The sequence below is a fragment of the Paenibacillus sp. FSL K6-4396 genome (assembly GCF_038002525.1).
Taxonomy (GTDB): domain Bacteria; phylum Bacillota; class Bacilli; order Paenibacillales; family Paenibacillaceae; genus Paenibacillus; species Paenibacillus amylolyticus_B.
The window spans coordinates 5,490,359-5,509,851 of sequence record NZ_JBBOCR010000001.1 but is presented as its reverse complement, the minus strand read 5'-3'; the positions used below and the strand labels follow the sequence as shown (position 1 = coordinate 5,509,851).

General features: G+C 44.5%; 18 protein-coding genes. 14 read left to right on the top strand and 4 right to left on the bottom strand.

Annotated features, from left to right (window positions below):
- Nucleotides 1–155: 155 nt before the first annotated feature.
- From pulA to MHB85_RS24110, 5 genes are all read left to right on the top strand, one after another.
- The gene (gene pulA, locus MHB85_RS24130) at nucleotides 156–3,032 is read left to right on the top strand and encodes a type I pullulanase (protein WP_091020378.1); all 2,877 of its coding nucleotides are present in this window, start codon (nucleotides 156–158) and stop codon (nucleotides 3,030–3,032) included.
- Between the two features lie 280 nt (nucleotides 3,033–3,312).
- Entirely contained in the window at nucleotides 3,313–3,942 is a 630-nt protein-coding gene (locus MHB85_RS24125; protein WP_091020376.1) for a 50S ribosomal protein L25, read from the top strand.
- Between the two features lie 166 nt (nucleotides 3,943–4,108).
- Nucleotides 4,109–4,627 (top strand): hypothetical protein, encoded by a 519-nt coding sequence (locus tag MHB85_RS24120; protein WP_091020374.1) that lies wholly within the window; start codon nucleotides 4,109–4,111, stop codon nucleotides 4,625–4,627.
- A gap of 275 nt (nucleotides 4,628–4,902) precedes the next feature.
- Nucleotides 4,903–5,874, top strand: coding sequence for a helix-turn-helix transcriptional regulator (locus tag MHB85_RS24115; protein ID WP_091020373.1), 972 nt, complete (start codon nucleotides 4,903–4,905; stop codon nucleotides 5,872–5,874).
- 42 nt (nucleotides 5,875–5,916) lie between these two features.
- Entirely contained in the window at nucleotides 5,917–6,279 is a 363-nt protein-coding gene (locus MHB85_RS24110) for an HIRAN domain-containing protein (protein WP_091020372.1), read from the top strand.
- A 20-nt stretch (nucleotides 6,280–6,299) separates the two neighbouring features.
- Here MHB85_RS24110 and MHB85_RS24105 read toward each other — a convergent pair whose 3' ends face one another.
- Nucleotides 6,300–7,403 (bottom strand): glycosyltransferase family 4 protein, encoded by a 1,104-nt coding sequence (locus MHB85_RS24105; protein ID WP_091020370.1) that lies wholly within the window; start codon nucleotides 7,401–7,403, stop codon nucleotides 6,300–6,302.
- Nucleotides 7,404–7,618: 215 nt separating this feature from the next.
- On the opposite strand from MHB85_RS24105, the gene MHB85_RS24100 reads away from it, so the two are divergent.
- From MHB85_RS24100 to msrA, 6 genes are all read left to right on the top strand, one after another.
- Complete coding sequence (locus tag MHB85_RS24100; RefSeq protein ID WP_179198676.1) at nucleotides 7,619–7,930, top strand: DUF3817 domain-containing protein; 312 nt, start codon at nucleotides 7,619–7,621, stop codon at nucleotides 7,928–7,930.
- Nucleotides 7,931–8,207: 277 nt separating this feature from the next.
- Nucleotides 8,208–9,026, top strand: a complete 819-nt coding sequence (locus tag MHB85_RS24095; protein ID WP_036617064.1) for a TerC family protein — start codon at nucleotides 8,208–8,210, stop codon at nucleotides 9,024–9,026.
- A gap of 502 nt (nucleotides 9,027–9,528) precedes the next feature.
- Entirely contained in the window at nucleotides 9,529–10,992 is a 1,464-nt protein-coding gene (locus tag MHB85_RS24090; protein WP_179198675.1) for an RtcB family protein, read from the top strand.
- Nucleotides 10,992–12,296, top strand: a complete 1,305-nt coding sequence (locus MHB85_RS24085) for an ATP-binding protein (protein ID WP_091020366.1) — start codon at nucleotides 10,992–10,994, stop codon at nucleotides 12,294–12,296. The genes MHB85_RS24090 and MHB85_RS24085 overlap by 1 nt, the downstream gene beginning before the upstream one ends.
- Nucleotides 12,297–12,604: 308 nt before the next feature.
- A complete protein-coding gene (locus tag MHB85_RS24080; RefSeq protein ID WP_017686880.1) occupies nucleotides 12,605–12,862 on the top strand; it encodes a GlsB/YeaQ/YmgE family stress response membrane protein in 258 nt (85 codons plus the stop codon).
- Between the two features lie 198 nt (nucleotides 12,863–13,060).
- Entirely contained in the window at nucleotides 13,061–13,576 is a 516-nt protein-coding gene (gene msrA / locus MHB85_RS24075; protein WP_091020364.1) for a peptide-methionine (S)-S-oxide reductase MsrA, read from the top strand.
- 89 nt (nucleotides 13,577–13,665) lie between these two features.
- On the opposite strand, the gene MHB85_RS24070 is transcribed toward msrA, so the two are convergent.
- Both MHB85_RS24070 and MHB85_RS24065 read right to left on the bottom strand, forming a co-directional pair.
- Nucleotides 13,666–14,478 carry a putative RNA methyltransferase gene (locus MHB85_RS24070; RefSeq protein WP_341074272.1) on the bottom strand — a complete coding sequence of 271 codons (813 nt, stop codon included), beginning with the start codon at nucleotides 14,476–14,478 and terminating at the stop codon, nucleotides 13,666–13,668.
- A 352-nt stretch (nucleotides 14,479–14,830) separates the two neighbouring features.
- Nucleotides 14,831–16,099 (bottom strand): hypothetical protein, encoded by a 1,269-nt coding sequence (locus MHB85_RS24065; protein WP_341073835.1) that lies wholly within the window; start codon nucleotides 16,097–16,099, stop codon nucleotides 14,831–14,833.
- Nucleotides 16,100–16,361: 262 nt separating this feature from the next.
- On the opposite strand from MHB85_RS24065, the gene MHB85_RS24060 reads away from it, so the two are divergent.
- On the top strand, nucleotides 16,362–16,958 hold the full coding sequence (locus tag MHB85_RS24060) for a restriction endonuclease (protein ID WP_341073834.1): 597 nt from the start codon (nucleotides 16,362–16,364) through the stop codon (nucleotides 16,956–16,958).
- A gap of 178 nt (nucleotides 16,959–17,136) precedes the next feature.
- Here MHB85_RS24060 and MHB85_RS24055 read toward each other — a convergent pair whose 3' ends face one another.
- A complete protein-coding gene (locus tag MHB85_RS24055; protein WP_341073833.1) occupies nucleotides 17,137–17,634 on the bottom strand; it encodes a MerR family transcriptional regulator in 498 nt (165 codons plus the stop codon).
- 225 nt (nucleotides 17,635–17,859) lie between these two features.
- Between MHB85_RS24055 and MHB85_RS24050 the strand changes: the two genes are divergently transcribed.
- Together MHB85_RS24050 and MHB85_RS24045 are read left to right on the top strand one after the other, a co-directional pair.
- The gene (locus MHB85_RS24050; protein ID WP_341073831.1) at nucleotides 17,860–18,978 is read left to right on the top strand and encodes an NADH-dependent flavin oxidoreductase; all 1,119 of its coding nucleotides are present in this window, start codon (nucleotides 17,860–17,862) and stop codon (nucleotides 18,976–18,978) included.
- A gap of 271 nt (nucleotides 18,979–19,249) precedes the next feature.
- Nucleotides 19,250–19,477, top strand: coding sequence for a hypothetical protein (locus tag MHB85_RS24045; protein ID WP_091020354.1), 228 nt, complete (start codon nucleotides 19,250–19,252; stop codon nucleotides 19,475–19,477).
- The last annotated feature ends 16 nt before the right edge of the window (nucleotides 19,478–19,493 follow it).

Here is a 19,493-nt window from a genome sequence, read left to right as displayed (position 1 = left end):
CTTGTTTTCATATCCTATATTTTGAAAGCGATTGCTAATTGAATACTCGAATCGAACCGATATGTTAGTACAGACAACCCCGGGTTGACAAACAACGTCCCACTCCGTAACATCGGGACAACACGAAATCAATGGATATAAAGGCGGTGGGAACGATGCCGGAATGGACTTCTTTTTGTTACGAAGGCAACGATCTTGGCTTAACATATACTCGTGCTGCAAGTACTTTTAAATTGTGGGCACCTACGGCACAACGGGTTTATATATTGGTTTTTGAAGATGAAGGGCATTACAACGATAGTGGTAAAGTACAAGATCATGAAAATGGGCAGGAACATACTCTGACGCGCGATACGGACGGAATATGGAGTCTGAAGCTCAGCGGTGATTGGGCAGGCCATTATTATATGTACCGAATTATCCATGATGATCAGCGGATTGAAGTCGTTGTTGATCCTTACGCGAGAGCGGTAACGGCCAATGGGCAACGAACGGCTATTATAGATCCTGACACCACCAATCCGGCCGATTGGGACCTGGATGTCAAACCTGCTTTCCTGCGTCCTGTCGATGCCGTGTTATATGAGTTGCATGTCCGTGATTTCTCCTCAGACCCACATGCAGATATTCCGTATAAGGGAAAATATCTGGCATTCACAGCATCCGGTCTGACGGATAGAGCTGGCAATAGCATTGGCGTAGACCATCTTGCCGAACTGGGAGTCACTCATGTACATCTTCTGCCTGTGGCGGATTATCAGACGGTGAATGAACTCGCTACAGCGGATGTTGGTTCGAATGTCAGAGCACCATACAACTGGGGATATGATCCGCAACATTATAACGTTCCCGAAGGTTCCTACGCTACCGACCCTCGTGATCCGGCAGTTCGAATTCGGGAGCTCAAATCACTCGTACAGTCGCTGCACAGACAAGGTATTCGCGTTGTACTTGATGTTGTCTATAATCATACGTACAGCGTGGAAGAAGGACCGTTTGAACGGATTGTACCCGGCTATTATTACCGTTATCGGGAGGATGGCACCCTCAGTGATGGTTCCGGTGTAGGCAATGAACTGGCGACTGAGCGTCCAATGGTGCGAAAATATATTGTGGATTCTCTCCGATATTGGGCAGAAGAATATCATGTGGACGGATTTCGATTTGACCTTATGGCTCTGATTGATACGGAAACGATGAATGAGTTGACACGCGAATTGCGGGAGCATATCGATCCGGCATTTCTGATCTATGGGGAACCCTGGACGGGTGGAGATTCGCCTTTGGACCGCAAAACATTAAAAGGAACCCAGCGAGGTCAGGGATTTGCAGTATTTAATGATCATTTTCGCAGTGCAATCAAGGGCGATAGTGATGGCAGTGGCAGAGGGTTTGTCACGGGTGCCGGAGGGCAGGAATATGAGATTCTCAGAGGATTGGCAGGAGCACTGGATGATTTCACATCTTCACCTGTGGAGGTTGTCAATTATGTAACTGCTCATGACAATCTCAATCTGTGGGATAAAATTGCGACAACAATGAACCTTAGGCATGAATTAGGATTTCCCGTATGGAAGGACGGACAGCCCGTGGGTGGTGGGAGTGCTGAGTCCGCTGTAAAAGCAGCAGATCCTTATCGGTATGTGGATGCAGATGATGTTTTGGATCACGAGATGGTTCGTCGCTCGTTACTGTCTTCCGGTATTTTGCTTACTTCTCAGGGAATTCCGTTTCTGCATTCAGGGGATGAGATGCTCAGATCCAAAGCCGGTGATCATAACAGTTATCGGAGCGGGGATGCGGTGAACGCCATCACATGGGCCAACAAATCACGGTTCAGACCGGTGTTCGACTACTATCGTGGTCTTATTCACCTGCGTCGCACACATCCCGCTTTTCGTATGATTGATGCTGAACAGGTACGAAATCACCTTCGTATAATTCGTGCGGATGGCAATGTGGTTGCCTTTATACTTCAGGATGGTGCGAATCAGGACACCTGGAATCAGATTATGGTCATCTATAACGGAACGGAACATGAGCAGCATGTGGACCTGGGGGAAGGGGACTGGCATGTCGTAGTCAATGATCATCAGGCAGGTACAGATCTGATCGAGACGGTTCGTGGTACTGTGCAGATAGAACGATGGTCATTAATGGTACTGTATGACACAGAGCGAGCTGGAGGCGCTGAACCATCAACAGTGGAGATTAGTTTTCCTCGCCAGGTATATAGTCCTAAGGAGTCCACTCAACTACGAGCGATCGTACGGGACAGCATTGGCAATGTGGTAGAAAAGGCTCCAGTTACCTGGACTTCTTCTGATCCGGATATTCTTCAGATCCAGCCTGATGGAACAATCCATGCACTGGAACGAGGGGAAGCTTCGATTACAGTCCACTGTGGGAACATAACGGCAAGCTGTATGTTACAAGTGGATTATCGTCATGCTGAACGAATCGAAATTGTGGGCGAACCAGTCATGTACATGACTCGAATCAGTCGCTTCCGTGCCTTGGTCCTTGATCAATTTGGTCAGCCGCTTCAGGATTCGAATGTACGCTGGAGCTCTTCTCATCCAGAACTTGCAGCGGTGAGTGCAGCAGGGATCGTACGTGCGATGACACCTGGAGTAACCCATATTATTGCTGAAGCTGGAGGAATTCGGGCAACGCTTGCCGTGACGATTCATAAACAGATTTCGCGAACGGTCACGCTTCGATACGAACGGGAAGACCAGCATTATGAAGGTTGGGATGTCTGGGTGTGGGGCACAGGTATGGAGGACGGAGCAGTACGGCTGGAACAAGTCGGAAATGCCGCCGAAGCCCGCTTCCGGGTTGCTCCGGGTCTGCATCACCTGGGATTGATCATTCGATTGAACGAATGGGAAGCTAAAGATACGTGCGGAGACCGTTACGTGGACATTGTACCTGAAGACGGGGATGTACACATTATTGTGCGTAGCGGATCAGACGAGATGCAGATCATTCGTGAAAGCGAAAAAACAGAGGATCGTAATAGCGCATAGTTTCTTTATGTATAACGTCGAATGTAGTTCGTCAAAACCTTGATAAATCAGCAGTTGGAAGAGATTCCGACTGCTTTTTTGCTCTGATTAGAAGCCGCATAACTTGCCAAAAAATAATTAATTGTCCTGTTTCGTGTTTGAGATCCTCTATCATTGGGGTAAATATAGATATGGCCCACGATTCGGCCAAAGGAAAAAAGACCATTAAGGTCTATGAGATAAGCCTCAGTGCTTTCCAACAAATATAATGTAGTGATCCCTTGAAGGAGGATGTTCAATCATGAAATCCAACGGAAAAATGGCTCAACTTACAGCAACGCCAAGAACGGAAAAGAAAGGTGCAGCACTGCGCCTGTTAAGACAAGGCGGACGAGTTCCCGCAGTCGTTTACGGCCCGGGACTTGAAGGTGCTTCAATACATGTAGATGAAAAAGAAATGCTGAAAGTGGCACGCACAGGCCGCTCCGAAATGTTCAACCTGAAACTTGAGGGCGGTAAAACGCTTCCGGTGCTGATCAAGGATCAGCAAGAGCGTAATGGACGTTTGCTGCACGTAGACTTCCTGCAAATTTCCAAGAACAAGCCAATCAGCGTAAGTGTATCGATCGACTTCCAGGGTACAGCGGCTGGCTCGAAAGCTGGCGGTGTATTCCAGACACAGGAGACACAGCTGGAAGTAGAAGGATTGCCTGCGGATCTGCCAACATCCATTGAGGTGGATGTCAGTGGATTGGACATTGGTGATCGCTTGACTGCTGCGGATATCAAACTCGATAAAGGTTTGACACTCGTAACATCACCTGAATCCATCATTGCGTCCGTCATGCCGCCACAAGCGGCTGAGGAAGAGCCAACGGCCTCTGCTGAGGAAGCTGAGTCGGCAGCTGAAGAAAAAGCTACAGAAGAATAAGCCAAGCTACGGGATCTTGCCAGATCCCATGCTTAACCAAAGCCCAGTCCTCGTGACTGGGCTTTTTTTATTTTCCGAGCAAGAGAGTTCAATAGGCACATCGTTCGCATGAAAAATGAGAATGTACTACAATACTGTTAAAGGGTAAGAAAGTAGGTTTAATTCAATGTTTGATCCAACGGTGTATGACAATTTGAAAGTCGGGTTTGAGAATTATCTCTATGATATGGATAACCTGGATGAACGTATTCAGATTACGGGGCGTAAAGATCGGCTGGAGATGGCAGTGATGTCCAGAGAATTCACATTACAATTCTGTCTCAGGGATCGCCCGGAAGTAACAGGGGAAGTTGTATTAAGCAGTTCCCTTGAGGAGCTTGCAGCGGAGATCCTGGAGACGCCTGGTGCGAGTCCGGGTTGCCGCTTGGAGCTACGATTCAGTATGGTTGTGAAGCATCCTGAGGAGCAGTGCACGGTTATTCGTCCGATATTACAGAAGAGCTGGCCTGAGCAGAGGATGTGCCAGAACATCCAATATATCTTTGATGAACAGCCAATCACGTATAACCTTACGGCACACGTACATTTTGACCGCAGTGTGAATGAAGACCAGATGGGGGACATTCCTGAACTCTGTGAGCATATGGCAAATGTGATGAATCAATTATTACAGTTGCATAACTAGCAATTCCGAGAAAAGCCTTGTCTCTTTGGTGAGATCTGGGCTTTTTTTGTATTATTTTTAGAAAATTGTATAGGCTTTCAGGCTTAGGTTTAAGGGCTTTTGGGTTAATGTTTTACGCAAGCGAGTAAGAGAATGTATATTAAAAGGGGGTAAGAGTGCAATTGGACTATACAAAAATGGTGAAATTGCGAAAATAATATTGGGACTAAAGATTTAGTTCTGTACTAAAGGAACTAGTTTTCCTTGCCGATAAAATATCGAAGGGGAGAAACTACATGACAGAGAAATTAATTCGTCTGCTGCGTATACTTCAGGCTATACAAGCAAATCCTGGAATTTCGGCCAAGGAATTGGCGCTGAAATGCGGTACGACTGTACGCACGATTTATCGTGATCTCCGGATTTTGGATAGGGTCGCCCCGATTATGAATGAAGGATACGGCAAAGGGTACCGATTTATTGGTGAGTTTGCGATGTATCCGTTAGATTTTACTGAACAGGAAGCAATGGTTTTCTCCTTGCTCCCGTCCGTAGTTGATACCTCCAAGTTACCTGCTGAGTTTGATTCAGCGTTTGACAAGGTTATGTCGGCTCATACCAAATTAAAATCAAGAAACAGTGACATTGTAGAGAATATTGCGGGAATTATTCGGATGGGCACGCCAGCTTATCGTGAGGAAGGAAAAGACCCTAATTTGCTGATTCCCATTATCGAAGCTATTCTAAGCCAGCAAACCATTCGTACTCAATATCATACGCTGACAAGAAATGAGATCACAGTCCGGGATATCGATCCCTATTATCTCATTCCACGTGATCAACGTTTTTATTTGATTGGATACTGCCATTTGCTGCAAAAAGTTCGATTGTTTCGGATCAGCCGTTTTTTGGATGTGACACGAACAAATGCCGGTTTCGACAAGGGTGATTTCAACATAACGCAGTACATGAAAAACACATGGTCTATTGACCGTGGAGACGAGCATATCCATTTCAAGGTAAGATTCTCTGAGAAAGTGGCCCCCTACATAAAAGAAGAAGAAATGTTTGTTCGCCCGCGAATGACGAATATGTCGGATGGGGGATTGTTATTTGAAGTGACACTGAATAGCAGCAGAGAATTTTTGAAATGGTTGTATCAATTTGGGCCCGAAGCAGAGGTACTTGAACCTCGTGAGTTTCGTAGAGAGATACGCAGGCAACTTGTCGAGTGGTTGGAACATTATGAAACCGATGTATCATTGTAAAAATTTTAATCATGGAGAAATACAGGAAAAGGAGCAGGTAATATGAGCACCAAATTATTCGCAGCTATGTATGGGATGGACCACTACCATGGAGTACAGGCTTTACATGTGGGGGATACCGTGTATCTCGTCAAAGATCCAGATAATCGTTTGGATTATCAAGCAATTAAGGTTGTTATTCCACCGATTGGAGCTGTAGGTTATATCGTTAATGATCCGCTGGTCGTACCTCATGGATGTTGGGTCGGGACGGCATTCTACGATGTGTTTCATCAACTAACGTGTGCCAAAGTACGATTCATGATGAGAGATATGGTGATTATGGAGTTAATTGAGATGAGTCACATTCCTGTTCCGCAGATGGATTCTTTGATTAAGGGATGGCAATTTCGTGAAAAAGCTTGATCATTGTAACAAAAGAAGGCTCATTTACGGATGAGCCTGGTATAGGTCGCTTCCAGATGCATGGCTGTTCTTGCCCAACTGAAATATGCCCTTGCGCTGTCCCGGCCAGCCTTTCCTAACTTCTCGGCAAAAGTGGGATTGCTTGCAAGTTTGTACAGGTAAGAGGTGAAACGTTGAGGGCGCTTATAAGCAGTGACAAGGTATCCATTGATACCTGATTCAATAATCTCACGAATACCTCCGTTATCCGAAGCAATAACGGGTAATCCTGAAGCCATCGCCTCAACATTAACCAGGCCAAAAGCTTCATGTTCTTGAGACGGACAGACCAGACAATCCACTGCCCGATACAACTGATCGATGTGCTCATGGTTTATCTGACCACGGAAGGAAACATGGACCTTTTGTTTTTGGGCAAGTTCGCGAAGTTTACGCATGTAATACGGAGGTCCTTTGCCTGCAACAACCAGTTGAACAGGCATCTGTTGCTGAAGGAGGGCAGTCGCACGAATTAATACGTCTACACCTTTTCCAGGGATCAGCCTGCCGACATACAGAATAGAGAATGGTTTAGTTACTCCAAATTGTGTACGCAGATGAATCTGTTCTTCGCTGGATTCAACAGGTCTGAAGCGGCTTAGATCTGCACCCAATGGAACAACGCTCATTCGGTGTTTTACCAACGGAAATCTGCGGCCTAACCTTTGTCGCAGGGAATGACTGTTGACGGCAATCCAATCCGCTTTTTTCATTAATGTGAGTTTGGAAGGTCCGGGCTGAGCAAACGTTAATGAGTGAAGATAGAGTACAACGGGAGTGCGTGGAAAAGCTCGTTTGATGGTAGCCATACTTCGTGGCCTGTTATCCACTTGAATTACATCGTAGGGTTGCTGGGATAACAAACGTATGACTGCTTTGGTGTACATGACAGGACTCGATGCAGGGACACGTTGTATGGTGATCCCTTCGATCTGTTCTGTGGCGGCGAGACCTTGCATTTGACGACTTATAATGGTTACCTGATGGCGATGGGCTAGTTCACGAGCGATGCCCAGGATACAGATTTCCACGGAACCATTACCGGGCAAAGGCAATTTCTCGGGTGCAACCATAGCTATTTTCATGATCCGGCTCCTCCTTGTCCGACATTTGTAACAATCTTCGTCATATATCTTATGAGAAGTTAAAGCATTTGGCTCCTGCGAAATGGTAGGTGAATCACCCATCTAAGCGAGCAGGAATAATCTGCTGCTTGGCATTAAGCGAGATATTCAGCTTTTGTGATATACTGTACGGGAACAATTGAATTCGTTACATGTATAAAAGCAGGAGGAAAATAATGTTACATTCTACGCTGGGGCGCTTCCGGCTGATGTTGTGGTTGCAGGGCATTTCGTACGTGTTGTTACTGTTTGTTGCTTTTCCGTTGAGAGATGCAGGGATTATGCCGCAGGCTGTCACATGGTTTGGAAATCTGTATGGTTTTTTGTTTTTAATGTATTTGTTATTTATGGTGACTATGTACACCTCACAGAAATGGCGTCTGCGTCGTCCAATTGCTCTGTTCTTTGTTTCTTTCATTCCGCTGGGGAATATGATCTACGATGTTGTCGTATTTCGTAAGCTGTATCGTCAACTAAATAAAGCTTGACTTTATTTAACGTTATGAAATATGATGAGTACAGGTTAAACAACCCGTTCCAACTAAAACTACATATTCCTGTTAAAGGGGAGTAGCTTTTACAGTAAAGTCGTCAATTCGGGATCATATCCCCGGCTTTATTGGCAGCAATTTTGTTGTTAGCGAGACCTTTACCAAGTTTTCATGCTCGGTAAAGGTCTCTTTTTGTGGATATAAAAGGACCTTACCAGTGATGGTAAAGGTCCTTTTTTTTGTACATCATAAGAATATTAAGGAGGAGTCAATGTTGGATGTTTCATTATTATTAGAATATGGGTGGGTGCTTGCTGTCTTAGTGGTCCTTGAAGGATTACTCGCAGCAGATAATGCATTGGTACTCGCAATCATGGTTAAACACTTGCCTGAAGATAAGCGCAAAAAAGCGTTGTTCTATGGTCTGATGGGTGCATTTGTTTTCCGTTTAGGTTCGTTGTTCCTGATCTCTTTCCTCGTCGATGTATGGCAGGTACAAGCGATCGGTGCCTTGTATCTCCTGTACATTTCGATTAACCATATCGTTAAAAAGATATTGGGTAGTCGCAATAAAACAGATGAAGCAGCTGATTCAACGCCGAAGAAACCGAAAAAACAATCCGGTTTCTGGATGACCGTTTTCAAAGTCGAAGTAGCGGATATCGCATTTGCAGTTGATTCCATTCTGGCTGCTGTTGCTTTGGCCGTGGCGTTGCCACCAAGTGGATTGCCTCCAATTGGCGGACTCGACGGTGGACAGTTTATCGTTATCTTCCTCGGTGGATTCATCGGGCTTGTGATCATGCGTTTTGCAGCCTCATACTTTGTAAAATTGCTTCATTCCCGTCCAGGACTTGAAGTTGCGGCATTTGTAATCGTAGGTTGGGTAGGGGTTAAGCTGGCCGTTATTACACTTGCACACCCTTCATTGGGTGTTCTGGATGAGCATTTCCCGGAAAATAAAATTTGGAAATTCGGATTTTATATTGTACTGATCACCATTGCGGTATGTGGTTGGTTCCTGTCTTCTAAAGTTCCTGAAAAAGAAGACGAAAATCCGGTTGAAGAGTTGGAAAAACAAGCAGGACTGTAATAATCATGTTACGCTAACAACATCATTATTATTTGGAAAACAGGAGATTGTCCTAGGACAATCTCCTGTTTTTGTTTACATATGCAATCTACACCATGGACCATTTTCCAAGAAAAGGGTTGACACATGAATTCTAGTCCCCTTAATATAAGACTAACATTAACGAAGGGAGGCCGAGAGACATGATGCTTGGTTATGATTTGATTCAAACAGGGCGCAACGTAGACACAATAGCATATCCGGCTCATCGTTTCATTGGCCTCATACGGTCGACATAGGGGATAGGCATATCGTTTAGCGGGTTTGATAATCGATATGCGTTCTTCGCTTATATTATAGCGATGGATGACAGACACACAGCATGTTTATGCTGCTCTGTTCTCCGTTATTGTCATTCAGTAGAAGTCATGGGCGATTAGCCTATGGCTTTTTTTAGTTTTATTTTACAGATGAATCAGCAAACCGAATTTGCTGAACGTACAGGAAGGAATAATACACTTTTATGAATACAGAATTTAATTTATTTACCAATCCAAACGAATTAACAGGAGCCTACCGGCATGAAGTAAAATTGCCTGCAGGTGATCTAACCGTATACGCGGCGCAACAACTCTTCTCCTCGCTTGATTACAAGGTGTTCGAGATGGCAAACAATAATCTGCAGATTCCGGGAATTTCTTATATGAGTTACACGCCAGACGTACACGTCGGTGTAGGTACCTGCATTGGAACGACAGCCGTGTGGGATGCGCAGAGCGGGTACGTATCTCCCTCCATTGTGGGCAGTGACATTGGCTGTGGCATGCGAGTGCATATGACGAACCTGCATAAGGACGAATTGAAAGACATCAAGCTCCGCCGCAAACTCGTCAAGGCCATTGAGAAAGTATTGCCGATGGAGGCGAACCAGCGAGGTCATTACTCGGATATCAGACTGGAGCATATCGTTCGTAAAGGACTGCATGGTTTACCCAAAAAGTATATTCCGGACAGCTATACACCGAAAAAATCAACCGCGATGACACATGTGGAAAGCAGCAAGTTCAGTTACGATGAGGATGTGTTAAACCACGTTCCTGATATGACGTGGCATCGTTCGCATCGTCAGCTCGGTACACTGGGTGGGGGGAATCATTTTGCCGAGATCCAGGCGATTGAGATCGCTGAAGAGAATCGTGAAATCGCCGAAGCTTGGGGATTGTACGATGGACAGATCGTGGTCATGATTCATTCCGGCTCTCGTGCATGGGGTGGGTATGTAAGTCAGACGAGTTCGTCAGCAATTGCCAAAGTCATGCAGCGGCTTAACCTGGGTACATCCGATCCCAGACTGGTATTTGCTCCACTGGAGCATGCGGAAGGTCGTCATTATGTGAACATGATGTATTCTGCATTGAATTACGCTGTTGTCAATCGTCACCTGATTGCGTATGCTATTCGCGAAGCATTCCGGGATGTGTTTGGCTCCAAATGTGAATTTCGTACGTTATACGATCTGATGCACAACTATGCTTGGGAGGAATCTCACGCAGACCAAGGTTCCGTTTTTGTGCATCGTAAAGGTGCGACACGTGCGTTGCCGGCAGGTCACCCGGACAATCCAAAGCCTTATCTGGCAACAGGGCATCCGGCGCTTATTCCCGGTTCCATGGGAACTGCTTCATATATCATGGTAGGTCAGCCGCAGGGTGCTGATAATTATTATTCAATATGTCACGGTGCGGGTCGTATCCGTTCACGGACGGCAACAAAACGATTGATTAGCGTGGAAGATTTTGCTACGGCACTGGGTGTGGGTACAGAAGATGAGATTGTGGTAAACCAACGCTCACTTGAATCCATTATTGATGAATCACCTCAGGCTTATAAAAATGTAGATGAAATTATAGACAGTGTTACCGGCGCAGGCCTGGCTCAAGTTGTAGCCAAATGCAAACCGCTTGTAGCGGTAAAGGGAGCGAAATAATGACAATAAACGAAAAACAAACAGATCCAACCCAGGCGATCTATACCTATGACGAACAACATGATACCCGAATTCGAGTGGAAGGGTACGCCATCTATTCAAGGCTGATTCGTGGAATCAGTGAGGCGCTCCATCAGCGCTATGGGGTTGAGTACAAGCTTTATGCCAGTTCTGACCCGAACAATGAATACTGGGAATTACTCCGGGAAGATCTGCAAAATGGCAGTGACGAAGTGGAGTTGGTAGCCCGCATATTCGAAGATTTGGAGCTTCAGACCTTGCATTACGACGATGATGGGGATGTACCCACTTATGGTGTGCATTACTCCATTCGAAACAATGTATTTGCCTATCCAAAATGGGGCGTTGCGCTCGTACGGGTTCCGTTTTTCCGAGAGAACGGGATATACAGTGAAGACTTTGTCTTTGCCATCGGTGATGAGGAGATGAAGCAATTTCTGGGAAGTGTCCGGGAACGGGAACGTCAGCAAAATATGAAAAAAGTGACGGTGTATACCGATGCTCGCAATGGCAGCGATCGTCATGTTGAATCCATTACTCGCTCCGTAGGAAGAGAGGATGTTGTTCTCTCGGCACAGATCAAGCAGGATATTTTCCGCTCGCTGGATCAGTTCTTCGAAGCAGATCGTTCCTTTTACAGAGATTACGATATCCCGTACAAACGGGGCATTCTATTGTATGGACATCCCGGAAACGGTAAGACCACATTGGTGAAATCCATTGCAGGAAGTATTCCGGGACCGGCTGCGTATTGGCAGATAACGGAGTATACCAACAGTGAATCGGTGCGTGAAGTGTTCGAGGCTGCCAAGCGGCTCGCACCGATGGTACTGATCATTGAGGACATCGATTCGATGCCGGATGAAGTCCGTTCCTTTTTCCTGAATACACTGGATGGAGCTACGTCCAAAGAAGGCATTTTCCTGATCGGGACAACGAACTATCCTGAGAAAATAGACCCTGGCCTCATGAACCGTGCTGGACGGTTTGACCGGGCTTACGAAATTCCGCTGCCAGATGAAGCGCTGCGCCTGCAATATTTGCGCCAGCGGGGCTTCACCATATTTGCTGGTGAAGAAGGAGCAATTGAAGCTGCTCGTCTGACCGACACGTTTTCGCTTGCGCAGCTGGGTGAGTTGTATGTGAGCGTTGCGCTCGAATGGCATCAGAATGGACAGACAGACATTGTGAAAGTCATTCAGTCGATGCGTGGCGAGCTGGACAAGAGCCATAAACATACTTGGCTGGCGCAGCCAGGAAAGGGTCGTGCAGGCTTTTATTGATCAGATCTAACCCATCCATCCTATAATATGACGCAATTTTATAAATAATCCTACCTCAATTGGTGATACTAACCTTGTCTGCTCTAACATACAATGACTTTCGGGAGGTACATAACGCAGCCCTGAGCTGGTGAGATGCCGGAAAGTAACGCGATCTGTTTCATACCTGACTAAGGCTTGTTTTGCAGAGAAAGATGCATGGGGACAAAAGGTAATATGCAAAAATTTTTATGCCAATTGTTTAAATGCTTCTGTAGCGGTTAATAGTAGACAGACAACAACAAAAACTTTAATTAGAGGTGAATGATATGGGTTGGTTATGGTCATTAATTATCGGTGGTATCATTGGTTGGTTGGCAGGTTTGATCGTTGGTCGTGACATTCCAGGTGGTGTTATTGGTAACATCATTGCTGGTTTCATCGGTGGATGGTTAGGTGGAGTAATCTTGGGAGATATGGGTCCTGAGATGGGCGGATTCTACATTGTACCTGCATTGATCGGTGCGATCGTTCTTGTAGCCATCGTAAGCTTGATCTTCCGTTCGATGGGACGTAGTCGCGGGTAACTCATTCAAGATCAGTTCTTGAATAAAGTTGTCAGCTAAATTGCATTACCAAATGAATAAAACAAATTACCAATGAAGAGGTTGATTGAGAGCCATAACGATGGCTTTCAATCAACCTCTTGTTGTTTTAAAATATAAGAAGATATGCGTAATGCTATCTATATTCATACGTAGTTTAGATAAGAGGGGATGAACGGAATGGAAAAAGCTACATTCGCCGGCGGATGTTTCTGGTGTATGGTTACACCGTTTGAAGAACAACCGGGCATTCATGGCATTATATCAGGTTATGCTGGCGGCCACGTCGAGAATCCAACATATGAGCAGGTCAAAACCGGGGAGAGCGGTCATGTCGAAGTGGTTGAAATTACATTTGATCCAGATGTATTCCCTTATGAACGACTGCTGGAGCTATACTGGCCTCAGATTGACCCGACAGATAACGGAGGACAGTTCCAGGATCGGGGGACACAGTATCGTACGGCAATCTTTGTGCATAATGAACGTCAACGTGAGCTTGCTGAACAGTCCAAACAGGAACTGGCAACCAGCGGACGATTCACTCAACCGATCGTTACGGAAATTCGGGATGCCGTCGTGTTCTATCCGGCTGAAGACTATCATCAGGAATACCACAAGAAAAACGAGAAACATTATAAGGAAGACCGTGCGTTATCCGGACGGGACGAATTTATCGAGCAGAACTGGAAATAATGCATCAGATCAAATGAGAAGCCGGGAAAGTTCCAGTTGGAACTCGCCCGGCTTTTTGACTGTATGGCGGCTGAAATCAGCCATAATGGTTATCTGATTGTTCCCACCAGTATTTCTACGTCAATGGTAATCTTCGACAAGGAAGCTTGAATGCTCACCAGGGATGATCTCGACCGATGCCAGGAAAGTGGTGTCATATGAACGAGTGAATCCAGCATGTTTTCGGTGACGGGCAGCGTGTAGGTCAGCGGAATGCTGGCGATGAGATGATGATGTTTGCGGAATCGGTCCAGCGTAAGTTCCCGGCCGTTTGCTTGATCAGGTCGATTCAGGAACAGCATTTCTCTCAGTTCAATTAAATATCGTTCATGGGGGATGACTTTGATGATCCATCCCCCATCCTTCAGAATTCGTCCAAACTCTTCATAGTTGGAAGGAGAAAATATATTCAGGATGATGTCCAGCTGACCTTCTGCAAACGGACTGCATGCCAGATCGCCGACAAACCAAAGTTGCTGGTTGTAGGCAGAGGAAGCCATGGCAATGCCTTCTTTGGCAATATCGATGCCCCAGCCAACGGCTGGAGTATTCTGCGTAATCTGCTGCAGAAATGTTCCCTCTCCTGTGCCTGCATCCAGAATATGCACGGGATAGCTGATGTCAACGGAATAACGTGCGATCCACCTGCGTAGTACTTCGGTCAAAGGAGCATAAATACCGGTTCCCGATAAGATATTCCTTTTGGCTGTAAATAAACGTTTGTCATAGTTGCCCTTGAAAAAACGTGTCATGAAATTGATATAGCCTTGTCTTGCAAAATCAAAGCTATGCCTGGACACACATTGAATGCTCCCTGAGTTAATGGTTGCCATAGGGCTATGACAGATGGGACAGTTCAACATATGGATGTATGGATTAATAAGCGCAGCGCTGCGTTCTCTGCGATGGACTGACATGGAATAACACCCCATTCATTCAGATTTGGATAACTGAAGAAAAGGGCATAACAAATAAACCTCTGCACGAAATTCAAAAAAGAGGTTTATGGCTATGCCCCAAGTTATCTATATCGAATGAACTGAATAATCATAGGAAGGTTAAGCTCCTTTTGCCTATCAAGATTAGGGTGAAGCAAGAGAACGTTACTAGTATAACAGGATGAGAAGAAATGACAAGTAAGGGGAGCCAGGCGAATTTGAAATAAAAGAGCGCCCTGTCAACCGTTTAGACGGTCATACAGAAGCGCTCTGTTCATTATTTTGCAGCAGCCTTTAATACATATTTGGACAATGTCTCATCGTTCATGGAATAGATGACATCATCCACATAGGTTGAAACACCTTCTAATGAAGGAACCGAGGCACTGGTCGTGTAGATGTGCACGTCTTCCAGCGTCTGAGGATCAAGAATGTATCCTGTTTTGGCAAAATCAAGCTGATACTGACCATCCTGTGTCTGGTCGACATGCATCAATGCAGGTTGTGCGTCCTTGAACGTACGCTCAGTCACTTTGCCTTTCATCGTGTACAGTTCCAGCTTCTGCCCTGTAAAGACTGTATAACCGTTGCCAGCCGTCTGAATGTAGGCATCACCAGCAATGGCACGTCCCCAAGCAAGCTTGCCATCGGTGCCAAAGCCCATCAGTCGGTTACCGGTGTTTTCGAGATTCGCACGCATAATGATGGAACCATCGTCGAGAATGGCCAGCGATTCACCCCCACCATCTCCTAATGTATTTGCATTGGCAGGGAATTGATAGAAGGACAGACGATTCAACGTACGATCATAGATCTCTACTTTGGGATTCGCAGCTTGCTGCCAGAAGTTGCCTACCTTCGTTTGTTTACTGGCATCCACTACAATTCGACCATGATCAGCCTTAAGCACGTTACCGTTAATAGTCTTTTCGGTAATCAGCTTGCCCTTTTTGTCATATAACGAGATGGTGGAGCGAACCGAACCATTCGATTGAACGCCCTGACTTGAAGCAACCATCAGCGTATCGTTATCCAATAGGGATATGCTTGCAGGTGAATTCACCGTTTTGACCCAGTTGGTTTTTCCGGATGTATTGAATGAGTACAATTTTTTGGTTTTGTCTGAATATTCCATATATACATAAGCCGTACCGTTGCTGGCATATATCGAATCAGAGTAGGTGGTATAAGGACCACTTTTCTCATGGAATATCGTATTCCACTTCAATTGTCCAGTTGTAACATCAAATGCTTGGAGAGAGTCCAGTTGCCAGTCGAGTGTTGTTTTGCTGCTTGTTTTGGTCACGGGCTGGGAGGCATGTACATATACAAGATTTTTGGATGGCACGGCATGAATTCCCTTGATCAGGACATCTTTCTCTGTATTAGCCTCAGATAACATCAGGGAAGATGACGTCCACGCCGGTTTGGGCATGGATTCGGTTGAAGCAGCGGCGTAACCTGTTGTATTCATGGTGAAGAGGAGCATGCCGCTGAGAATGAGGGCAGCCCATGTTTTGGACTTGTGTTTGGTCAATGTATGCAAGTGATAAACCACCTTTCTTCTTCAGTTCAAAATAGAACCGATTGTTGAATTTTACCATTAAAGTTAAGCTGAATTCAACCGAACGCACTGTAACCTTTTATCATTGGTTTGTCGAAATCACTATGTTTGGAGAAGTGTAACAGTTACAGGGAATTCATCTTCTTTCGATGAAGGTGGAAGTCTGATATATTTAGTGCGGTGACAAGTCATATCTGCGTAAGACGTTGGATAGAACATAGGAAATGAAACAAGGAGAATAGTTATGAACTGGAGTGAAAATGTGACCCAATGGGTCATTGGATGTATCATCATATTGTTGCTGCTGGCCTGGATTATTCGGCGTGTTATCGGGCGCGGGCAGCGAATCCGAAGTGAAGCAAATCCTCGTAAGATCACAATAAAGGACATCGACAAGATGGAGGATGGTTCGGAATTTGAATTATATCTCTATCATTTATTCGAAGAGCTCGGGTACGATGAGGTGCATAAGACAACAAGCAGCCGGGATTTTGGGGCAGATCTGGTGTTTGTTGATAGACTCGGTAGACGAAGTGTTGTACAAGCGAAGCGATATGGCGCAAACCATCCCGTAGGGTTAAGTGCCGTGCAGGAAATCTATACCTCCATGCGTTATTATGAAGCCGACCGGTCGATTGTATTAACGTCCGCCCGTTACACCGAAGCTTGCCGGACGCTTGCAGCGGTTAATGGAGTGAAGCTGCTGGACCGGGAGGACCTGATGGAATTAATTCTGTTATTCAAAGCCAGAAGAGTGGAAGAAGCATTGGAACTGATCGAAGAAGAAGATCATGAGCCAATCGAGACGTGGCAGTCCCGGCGAAAGCGGCAATCCCGTTAGGGTGCATTGTGCTACTGTGCTTTAATGTAGATTTTTAAATATCGAAAGTAGTAATGTAGTCAGAATTAACGTTTTAAACCGTGGAGACTCCCTCAAAAAAAACGGATGACTGCGACAGATGCAAATTCTAAAACGATTATAACCAATCGCTAGGTAGAAACAGGCGACTGGTTATTTTTTAGGTAGGTATTTCGAGCTCCGTTTGTTCATCAGTTAGTGGTAGTATTCTGAATATTTGATTCACCCCCCCCCTAATATCGACAATGTTCACCTCAAGGCCGTGACATTTAAAATTGTGGTTAGGATTTTTCCTAACCTCATCTTTTTGAAGTTCATACATAGCTAATTTATAATTTATTTCTTCCATATGTTTTAAACTTTCTTCGATTTTCTTTTGTAATTCAATTTTATGTTTCTTTAACATTTCCTCTCTTTCTAAATAGGTGGAGTTCCCCATCTCATAAGATTCCTTGTAGTCTTTGATTTTAGAAAGTGGCATTCCTGTTTCTTTGAGACAAAGAATAAAAGAAATCCAATCGATTTGTTGTTCGGTATAAACTCTATTCCCTTTTTCGTCGCGTGAAATATTCGGTAATATCCCTTGCTCTTCATAAAATCGAAGTGTTTTTGCAGTTATATTATAATTCTCCACCACATATTTCATTGAAAAAAACATCTTATCGCCTCCATAGTTACAGTTACTGTAACTATTATTTTATCAAAATAGAAAATTATTAAAAGTAAATCCTTTTAAATTACGTATCAAATCCCTGCTTTACTTCCCCTTAGGTTAACCTGATATTCTTGAGTAGAACTTGTGGTTGGGATGGATGAGATAGGGTTACCTTCATCTGTTCCATAAATAAGTACTTAGAAATCAAAATACAAAGGAGAACGTACAATGAGTAAATTTAATAAATTGTTTGAACCCTTTATATTCAATAAAGGGATTACCTTAAAGAATAGAGTGGTTATGTCCCCGATGACGACATGGTCAAGTAATGATGATTACACGATTTCCGATGAGGAAGTTGCATATTATAAAAAAAGAGTGAATGGTGTAGGTTTAGTTATCACGGGCTGTACTCATGTCCTACCCAATGGGATTGGATTTACACATGAATTCGCCGCATATAATGATTCATTTATCCCTAGTCTAAAAAAATTGGCAGATGCTGCTAAGAGTGGAGGAGCTCCAGCAATTCTTCAATTGTTCCATGCTGGAGATAAAGCGATTGCTGAATTAGTTCCTAATGGTGACGTGGTAAGTCCGAGCGGTGTTGCTCTGACTGAAGCAGTATCCCCTAGAGAACTCAAGCATGAAGAAATTCTGGAAATTATACATGCGTTCGGTGAAGCTACAAGACGTGCAATTGAAGCTGGTTTTGACGGTGTTGAACTCCATGGAGCCCACGGTTTTTTACTTCAAAGCTTTTTATCTCCATTCTTCAACAAACGTCAAGACCAATGGGGGGGATCACTGGAAAAACGTCTGAGTTTTCCAATAGCTGTTATTCGAGAGGTGAAAAAAGCTATTGAGAGATATTCGACAAAACCATTTATTTTAGGTTACCGCATTTCCCCAGAGGAACATCAACAAGATGCCCTTAGAATGAAAGATACTTACGCACTGATTGATAAACTGATTGAAGAAAATGTTGATTATGTTCATGGTTCCTTGGTACAAGCCCTTACATCAAAACCAAAATATAACCAAGATAACAAAAAAACGTATCTTGAGCTGATTGTTGAACATGCCAACAATCGGATTTTTGTAATTGCAGCGGGTTCCTTGGAAAGCCCAGAGGATGTCTCTGAAAGCATGGAGAAAGGACTCTCTTTAGCGGTAATTGGACGTGTATTAATCTCCGATCCAGAGTGGGTTGAAAAAGTTCAACAAGGAAGGGAGGCGGAAATCCAAAACGTGATTAAATCATCTAACGTTAGAGATCTTGTGTTGCCAGCGAAACTATGGGGTGTCATACAAAATGCAGGTCCATGGTTTAAAGTTGAACAATAAAGAAGATGAAAGATCAAAAAAGGCCGCTATTAATAGCGGCCTTTTTTGATTTCAAGAACTTTTGTATTAATTATATTGCAACAGGTTTTATTCACTCTTCTTGAGGAAAATGGGCAATTTACGTTGCAGTTTCCCTTTGCCATAGCTTAAATAATTATAATTTGGATGACATGGTTTACTTATCCTCTTCAACAAAAAAGCTTCACCTTCACTTGCATAGCTGCACATGATATATTGAGTGTATATCAACCAAAGGAGAGTGTGATCCATTATGGCACGTACACAAACACAAAAAGCATTACGTAAAGCAGAGCGGTCAGGTCAATGGTGCTCGGAACAGAGCCGAAGAGTTAACGGAGATTATGGTGCGTTATCCCAGCATGTACGGCTCATGCCTACGAAGCAGGAAAAATTGCAAAAGGTCAAACACAAGAAGCAGATCATCCAGGATGGTAGTGCTTCTTTTTATTTTGTCTATAAGGTACGGATTGCTGGATAAGTAAGACGATAGAATT

Excerpts from the sequence above, each read along its gene's own strand:
- MHB85_RS24120 (WP_091020374.1), top strand. The coding sequence starts at position 4,109 with ATGTTTGATCCAACGGTGTATGACAATTTGAAAGTCGGGTTTGAGAAT.
- MHB85_RS24125 (WP_091020376.1), top strand. The coding sequence starts at position 3,313 with ATGAAATCCAACGGAAAAATGGCTCAACTTACAGCAACGCCAAGAACG.
- msrA (WP_091020364.1), top strand. The coding sequence starts at position 13,061 with ATGGAAAAAGCTACATTCGCCGGCGGATGTTTCTGGTGTATGGTTACA.
- MHB85_RS24085 (WP_091020366.1), top strand. The coding sequence starts at position 10,992 with ATGACAATAAACGAAAAACAAACAGATCCAACCCAGGCGATCTATACC.
- MHB85_RS24110 (WP_091020372.1), top strand. The coding sequence starts at position 5,917 with ATGAGCACCAAATTATTCGCAGCTATGTATGGGATGGACCACTACCAT.
- MHB85_RS24090 (WP_179198675.1), top strand. The coding sequence starts at position 9,529 with ATGAATACAGAATTTAATTTATTTACCAATCCAAACGAATTAACAGGA.
- MHB85_RS24080 (WP_017686880.1), top strand. The coding sequence starts at position 12,605 with ATGGGTTGGTTATGGTCATTAATTATCGGTGGTATCATTGGTTGGTTG.
- MHB85_RS24070 (WP_341074272.1), bottom strand. The coding sequence starts at position 14,478 with ATGTTGAACTGTCCCATCTGTCATAGCCCTATGGCAACCATTAACTCA.
- pulA (WP_091020378.1), top strand. The coding sequence starts at position 156 with ATGCCGGAATGGACTTCTTTTTGTTACGAAGGCAACGATCTTGGCTTA.
- MHB85_RS24055 (WP_341073833.1), bottom strand. The coding sequence starts at position 17,634 with ATGTTTTTTTCAATGAAATATGTGGTGGAGAATTATAATATAACTGCA.
- MHB85_RS24105 (WP_091020370.1), bottom strand. The coding sequence starts at position 7,403 with ATGAAAATAGCTATGGTTGCACCCGAGAAATTGCCTTTGCCCGGTAAT.
- MHB85_RS24060 (WP_341073834.1), top strand. The coding sequence starts at position 16,362 with ATGAACTGGAGTGAAAATGTGACCCAATGGGTCATTGGATGTATCATC.
- MHB85_RS24050 (WP_341073831.1), top strand. The coding sequence starts at position 17,860 with ATGAGTAAATTTAATAAATTGTTTGAACCCTTTATATTCAATAAAGGG.
- MHB85_RS24045 (WP_091020354.1), top strand. The coding sequence starts at position 19,250 with ATGGCACGTACACAAACACAAAAAGCATTACGTAAAGCAGAGCGGTCA.
- MHB85_RS24100 (WP_179198676.1), top strand. The coding sequence starts at position 7,619 with ATGTTACATTCTACGCTGGGGCGCTTCCGGCTGATGTTGTGGTTGCAG.
- MHB85_RS24115 (WP_091020373.1), top strand. The coding sequence starts at position 4,903 with ATGACAGAGAAATTAATTCGTCTGCTGCGTATACTTCAGGCTATACAA.